This window comes from Streptomyces sp. NH27 (assembly GCF_056859195.1).
The window spans coordinates 1-6,567 of record NZ_JACEGK010000455.1; the positions used below are offsets into that span (position 1 = coordinate 1).

Here is a 6,567-nt window from a genome sequence, read left to right on the forward strand (position 1 = left end):
GTGGGCGGGGCCGGCGGTGGCGATCGTGCCCGGGAGCGCGCCGGGGATCGCGCCGAGGGAGGTCATCAGCTTCCTCCGAGCAGGGAGCGTACGGCCGGATCGGTGAGGCCGAGCAGCAGAGCGGGCCACAACCCGGCCAGCACGGTGAGGGCGGCGAGCGGCGTCCACGCGGCGAACTCGTAGCCGCGTACGTCGGCCAGGGCCGGCTGGGCCCGCGCGGTGTCGCGGTCGCCCATGCAGATCCGGCGGACCACGGTGAGCAGGTAGGCGGCCGTCAGCAGGGTGCCGAAGGCGGCGATGGCGGTGAAGGTGACGTACGCGGGGCGGCTGAGTCCGGCGCCGGGCTCGAAGGCGCCGAACATCGCCAGCATCTCCCCCCAGAACCCGGCCAGGCCCGGCAGTCCGAGCGAGGCGACGGCGCCGAAGGCCAGCAGCCCGCCCAGCCTGGGCGCACGCCCGTAGAGGGCGGCTCCGGTGCGGCCGGCGAGCTGGTCGAGGTCGCTGGTGCCGTAGCGGTCCTTCAGGGCGCCGACGAGGAAGAAGAGCAGGCCGGTGATGAGGCCGTGGGCGACGTTCGCGAACAGGGCGCCGTTGACGCCGGTGCGGGTCATGGACGCGATGCCGAGCAGCACGAAGCCCATGTGGCCGACCGAGGAGTAGGCGATGAGCCGTTTGAGGTCGCCGCCGTTGCCCTGCCGGACCAGCGCGAGGCAGGCGAGCGAGCCGTAGATGATGCCGACGACCGCGAAGGCCGCCAGGTACGGGGCGAAGGTGCGCATCCCGCCGGGCGCGATCGGCAGCACCACGCGGACCAGGCCGTACGTACCCATCTTCAGCAGCACCCCGGCGAGCAGCACCGAGCCCGCGGTGGGCGCGGCGGTGTGCGCGTCGGGCAGCCAGCTGTGCAGCGGCCACATCGGGGCCTTCACGGCGAGGCCGAGACCGATCGCGAGGACCGCGACAAGTTGCGTGGTGTGACTGAGATGTGACCCGTTGTCAGTGGCTAGTGCCACCATGTCGAATGTGCCCGCTTTCACCCCGATGAGAAGCAGGCCGAGCAGCATGACCACGGAGCCGAGAAGGGTGTAGACGATGAAGCGCAGCGCCGAGCGTTCCCGATTCCCGCTGCCCCAGCGGGAGATGAGGAAGTACATCGGGACCAGCACGGTCTCGAAGGCGAGGAAGAAGAGGATCAGGTCGAGGACGGCGAAGCTGGCCAGCGTGCCGCCTTCGAGCAGCAGGAGCAGGGCGACGAAGGCTTTGGGCCGGGGGCCGTCCGGCATCTTGAAGTACGAATACAGCGCGCACAGGAAGGTCAGCAGCGCGGTCAGCACCAGCAGGGGCAGCGAGATGCCGTCGATGCCGAGGTGGAGGTGGATTCTCAGCGCGGGAATCCAGTTGAGGTCGGTGGTGGCCTGCATCTTCGCCGGGTGGTCGTGGTCGAAGCCGGCGGCGAGCACGACCGCGAGGACCAGCACCGCGCCGGTGACGGTCACGCCGTGCCGCAGCACCGCCTGGTCGGGGCCGCGCCCGCGCAGGCCGGGCGGGGCCGGCAGCAGGGCGCCGACCGCGCCGAGCAGCGGCAGCACGAGGATCGCCGCGAGGATGTACTGAAGGGCGGTGTCGTTCACTTCGGGCTCAGCCTCCGACGGCGACGAGGACGGCGAGGACGACCGCACCGGCCAGCAGCGCGCTGAGGTAGGTCTGGACGTTTCCGGTCTGGGCCTTGCGGACGGCCGCGCCGAGCAGGTTCGGGGTGCCCGCGGCGGCGCGTACCCAGGTCTCGACCACGTCCCGGTCCAGGAAGCGGACCAGCGCGGCCGCGGCCAGCACCGGCCGGACGAACAGCACCGTGTAGAGGGCGTCGAGACGGAAGCCGTGCGCGGCGGTGGCGTGCAGCGGGCCGAGCAGCAGCCGGCCCGGGTCGCCGGGGTCGTGCGCAGAGGCGACGTCGCCGTAGACCTCCCGGTGGCTGTCCTCGGCCTCGGCCTCGATCAGGGCGGGTTCGGAGTCCGCGTCCAGGTGGTCGGCGAGCGCGCTGCCGGTGGTGGGCGGTTCGGCGACGACCGCGCCGATCGGCACGGCCCGGCGGGTGGCGGCGACCGCCCGCCAGGCCCCGTACGTGATCAGCACGCCCACCAGGGCGAGTCCGGTACCGAGGACGGAGGTGACCAGGGTCGGGCCGAGCGGACCGCCGCCGCCGAACCAGTCGGGCAGCTCGCGGTAGGCGAGCCCGCCGAAGGCGACGGTGGGGATGGCCAGCACCCACAGCACGGCGGTCATGGGCAGCGGCTGCCGGCCGTGGTCGGGGGCGGCCGGGCCGTTGCCGAGGAAGGCGAGGAGGAACAGGCGGGTCGCGTAGGCGCCGGTGAGGACGGCCGCGGCCAGTCCGGCCACCAGCACCGTCCAGCCGACCGCCGACGGCACGTGCGCGGTGTCGCCGGAGGAGGCGTGCTCGGCGGCGCGCAGCACCGACTCCTTGGAGAAGAAGCCGGACAGCGGCGGGAGGGCGGCCAGCGCGGCCAGCGCGATGCCCATCGTCCACATCGCGTCGGGCACCCGCTTGCGCAGCGCGCCCGTACGGGACATCGCGGTCAGCGAGTTGGTGCCGGCCGCGTGGATGACCACGCCCGCGCCCAGGAAGAGCAGCGCCTTGAAGGCGCCGTGCGACAGGAGGTGGAAGACGGCGGCGTCGCGGTCGCCGACGGCCAGCGCGCCCGCCATGTAGCCGAGTTGGCCGATCGTGGAGTAGGCGAGCACGCGTTTGATGTCGTCCTGGGCGAGCGCGGCCAGGCCCGAGCCGACCATGGTGACCGCGGCCATCACGGCCAGCACGACGAGCGCGGCGGCCGACGCGGTGAACACCGGCAGCAGCCTGGCCACCAGGTAGATGCCGGCGGCCACCATGGTCGCGGCGTGGATCAGCGCGGACACCGGGGTGGGGCCGGCCATCGCGTCGGGCAGCCAGGTGTGCAGCGGGAACTGCGCGGACTTGCCGGCCACACCGGCGAGCAGCAGCAGCGCGATCACCGTCGGGTGGTGCAGCCGCCCGTCGGCGGCGGCGTGCAGGATGCCGCTGATCCGGAAGGTGCCGGCGTCCGCGGCGAGCGCGAACACGCCGATCAGGAAAGGCACATCGCCGAGCTTGGTGACCAGGAACGCCTTGATCGAGGCCGAGCGGGCCGCCTCGGTCTCCCAGTAGTGGCCGACCAGGAAGTAGGAGCAGATGCCCATGACCTCCCAGCCGACCAGCAGCACCATCAGGTCGCCGGAGTAGACGACGAGCAGCATCGCGGAGGTGAACAGCGAGACCACGGCCGCGTAGGAGGGGTAGCGCGGGTCGTCGCGCAGATAGGAGACGGAGTAGATCTGCACGCAGGTGGCGACCAGGCCGACGAGCAGCGCGATCAGGACGGAGAAGCCGTCCAGGTGCAGCGAGAGGTCGATCGGCACGGAGCCGGTGGCGGTCAGCCGGTGCGCGGCGTCGGTGGCGGGCCCGGTGCCCTGCCGGGCGGCGACGATCGCGGCGAGCACGAAGGAGGCCGCGGTGGGCAGCACGGCCAGCGGGCGGACGAAGCCGGGCGCGCGCCGGCCGAGCAGGAGTCCGGCGGCCGCGCCCAGGAAGGGCAGTGCGGGGACGAGCGCGGCAAGGGCGGTCAGGGTCACGCGGTGGCCTCTGCCTTCTCGTCGTGGCCGGAGGCGGCGGCCGTACCCGGTTCCGGGGGCCCGGGCGCGCCGAGGGGCTGTCCGGGGTCGGCCAGGTCGGTGAGGCGGTCGATGTCGGCGGTGCCGCGGTTGCGGTGGACCATCAGCACGATCGCCAGGCCGATCCCGATCTCCGCGGCGGCGATGGTGATGGTGAACAGGGTGAGGGCCTGCCCGGAGTGCAGGCGGTCGCCGAGCCAGGTGTCGAAGGCGACGAGGTTGAGGTTGACGGCGTTGAGCATCAGCTCGACGGACATCAGGACGAGGATCGCGTTGCGCCGGGCGAGCACTCCGTACAGGCCGACGCAGAACAGCAGGGCGGCGAGCACGGCGGGGTAGACGAGGTGCATCAGCGGTCCTTGCCGTTCGGGGCGGTGGGGCCGCCGGTGCCGGGGGCGACCGGGCCGTTCGCGGTGCCGCCGTGCCCCCGGGCGCTCGGGGGCACGGCGCCCGGGGGCGCCTCGTCGGGCCTGCGCTTCGACAGCACGATCGCGCCGACCAGGGCGGACAGCAGCAGGACGGACAGCGCCTCGAACGGCAGCACCCAGAACCGGAAGAGGCTGCTTCCGGTGACCTTGGTCGCGCTGTGCCCGGCGGCGTGGTGGACGTCGATCCAGGTGCTGCGGAAGGCGTCCACCACCACCCACACCAGGGTGGCCGCGGCGGCGACCGCCACCGCGAGGGCGACCCAGCGGTTCTCGGAGTCGGCGTCGGGCGAGTGGCCGACCGGTGCCTTGGTGAGCATCAGGCCGAACAGCAGCAGGACGACGACCGAGCCGACGTAGATCAGCACCTGCACCCAGGCGATGAACTCGGCGGTCAGCAGCAGGTATTCCACCGCGATGCCGCCGAGCGCGACCACCAGCCACAGTGCCGCGTGCACGAGTTGCCGGGTGGTGACGGTGATGACGGCCGCACCGAGGGTGGCGAGGCCGACCAGCAGGAAGGTGATCTCGACGCCGGTGGGCGAGAGGAAGCCGTTGGCGGCGAGGATGTTCTCGTGGACGGTCACGACTCGTCCTCTCCGGGTTCGTCGGCCGCGTCCGGCGCCGGCGTGTCGGCCGAACCCGTCCGCGCCGCCTCCTCGGCGGCCCGAGCGGCCTGAGCCGCCTGAGCCGCTTGCGCTGCTTGAGCCGCCGCTTGAGCGGCCTGAGCCGACGCTTGCGCCGCCTTCTCCGCCGCCTTGTGGGCCGCCGCGATCTCCTTCGGCTCCTCAGCCGCCGGGTCGAGCGGGGGCGGCGCCGGCACCGTCCACATCCAGTCGCGCAGCTTGTCGCGCTCGTGGGTGAGGTCGAGGATGTCGGTCTCCGCGTACTCGAACTCCGGCGACCAGAACAGCGCGTCGAACGGGCACACCTCGATGCAGATACCGCAGTACATGCACAGCGCGAAGTCGATCGCGAAGCGGTCCAGCACGTTGCGGCTGCGCTCGCGCCCGCCGGGTGTGGCGGGCGGCGTCGTCTCCTTGTGCGAGTCGATGTAGATGCACCAGTCGGGGCACTCACGGGCGCACAGCATGCACACCGTGCAGTTCTCCTCGAACAGCGCGATCACGCCGCGGCTGCGCGGGGGAAGTTCGGGTTGCGCGTCGGGATAGCGGGCGGTGACGGTCTTCTTCGTCATCGTGCGCAGGGTGACGGCCAGGCCCTTGGCCAGACCGGAGCCGGGAAGAGGCATGGCTTACGAGGTCACCACCTTGACGACGCCGGTCAGGGCGATCTGGACGAGGGAGATCGGGATCAGCACGGTCCAGGCGAACTTCATCAACTGGTCCTCGCGCAGCCGCGGGTAGCTCACCCGCAGCCAGATGACCACGAAGGCGAGCACGCCGGTCTTCAGCAGCGTCCACAGCCAGCCGACACTGCCCGACCACGGCCCGTGCCAGCCGCCGAGGAACAGCACCGTGGTCAGCGCGCACAGCACCACGATCCCGGCGTACTCGGCGAGCAGGAACAGCGCGAAGCGCAGCCCGGTGTACTCGGTGTAGGCGCCGAAGATGATCTCCGAGTCGGCCACCGGCATGTCGAACGGCGGCCGCTGCAACTCGGCGAGCCCGGCGGTGAAGAACACCAGGCCGCCCATGAGCTGCCACAGCGTCCACCACCAGTGGTACGACTCGACGATGCCCGGCAGCGACAAGGTGCCCGCGGCCATCGCCACGGACGCGGCGGCGAGCAGCATCGGCAGTTCGTACGCCATCAACTGGGCGGCCGTGCGCAGACCGCCGAGCAGCGAGAACTTGTTCGCCGACGCCCACCCGGCCATCAGCGACCCGAGCACGCCGACGCCCATCACGGCCAGCACGAAGAACAGCCCGGCGTCGATCGCCTCCCCGACGAAGCCGTTCGGCCCGACCGGGATGACGACCAGCACCAGGAGGTACGGCAACAGGGCGACGGCCGGCGCGAGTTGGAAGATCCGGCGGTCCGCGTCGGCCGGGACCACGTCCTCCTTCTGCGCGAACTTCACGCCGTCGGCGACGAGTTGGGCCCAGCCGTGGAAGCCGCCCGCGTACATCGGGCCGAGCCGGCCCTGCATGTGCGCCATCACCTTGTGCTCGGTCTGCCCGACCGCCAGCGGAAGCACCAGGAACGCGACGAGGACGGCCACCAGCCGCAGGACGACATGGAGCGTGTCGTTCACGGGGTACGTCCTCCTTCGTCGGTGGGCGGTTCGTCACGGGCGGGCGGCGCGGGGGGCTGCTCGGCAGGCGGTTGCTCGGCAGGCGGTTGCTCCGCCGGAGGCTGCTCGGCAGGCGGTTGCTCGGCCGGAGGTTGCTCGGCCGGAGGTTGCTCGGCCGGAGGTTGCTCGGCCGGTTTCTGCCAGGGCGCGTCCGGCGTGGCCGGGCGCGGTGTCCGGGCC

General features: G+C 72.3%; 7 protein-coding genes. All 7 read right to left on the reverse strand.

Annotated features, from left to right (window positions below; all coding sequences use genetic code 11):
• Nucleotides 1-65: 65 nt before the first annotated feature.
• Nucleotides 66-1,631, reverse strand: coding sequence for a complex I subunit 4 family protein (locus tag AC13HU_RS29010; RefSeq protein ID WP_483044930.1), 1,566 nt, complete (start codon nt 1,629-1,631; stop codon nt 66-68).
• 7 nt (nt 1,632-1,638) lie between these two features.
• Complete coding sequence (locus tag AC13HU_RS29015; protein ID WP_483044931.1) at nt 1,639-3,666, reverse strand: NADH-quinone oxidoreductase subunit 5 family protein; 2,028 nt, start codon at nt 3,664-3,666, stop codon at nt 1,639-1,641.
• A complete protein-coding gene (nuoK, locus tag AC13HU_RS29020; protein WP_483044932.1) occupies nt 3,663-4,055 on the reverse strand; it encodes an NADH-quinone oxidoreductase subunit NuoK in 393 nt (130 codons plus the stop codon). The genes AC13HU_RS29015 and nuoK overlap by 4 nt, the downstream gene beginning before the upstream one ends.
• Nucleotides 4,055-4,717, reverse strand: a complete 663-nt coding sequence (locus AC13HU_RS29025; RefSeq protein WP_483044933.1) for an NADH-quinone oxidoreductase subunit J family protein — start codon at nt 4,715-4,717, stop codon at nt 4,055-4,057. Before AC13HU_RS29025 ends, nuoK begins: the two co-directional genes overlap by 1 nt.
• Nucleotides 4,714-5,382 (reverse strand): NuoI/complex I 23 kDa subunit family protein, encoded by a 669-nt coding sequence (locus AC13HU_RS29030; protein WP_483044934.1) that lies wholly within the window; start codon nt 5,380-5,382, stop codon nt 4,714-4,716. Before AC13HU_RS29030 ends, AC13HU_RS29025 begins: the two co-directional genes overlap by 4 nt.
• 3 nt (nt 5,383-5,385) lie before the next feature.
• Nucleotides 5,386-6,348 (reverse strand): NADH-quinone oxidoreductase subunit NuoH, encoded by a 963-nt coding sequence (nuoH, locus tag AC13HU_RS29035; protein WP_483044935.1) that lies wholly within the window; start codon nt 6,346-6,348, stop codon nt 5,386-5,388.
• The coding region (locus tag AC13HU_RS29040; protein ID WP_483044936.1) for a hypothetical protein at nt 6,345-6,567 on the reverse strand (223 nt) is incomplete at its 5' end. The genes AC13HU_RS29040 and nuoH, both read right to left, overlap by 4 nt.

Bases quoted from the DNA above. Each gene is read 5' to 3' on its own strand.
- nuoK (WP_483044932.1), bottom strand. From the start codon at position 4,055: ATGCACCTCGTCTACCCCGCCGTGCTCGCCGCCCTGCTGTTCTGCGTC.
- AC13HU_RS29030 (WP_483044934.1), bottom strand. From the start codon at position 5,382: ATGCCTCTTCCCGGCTCCGGTCTGGCCAAGGGCCTGGCCGTCACCCTG.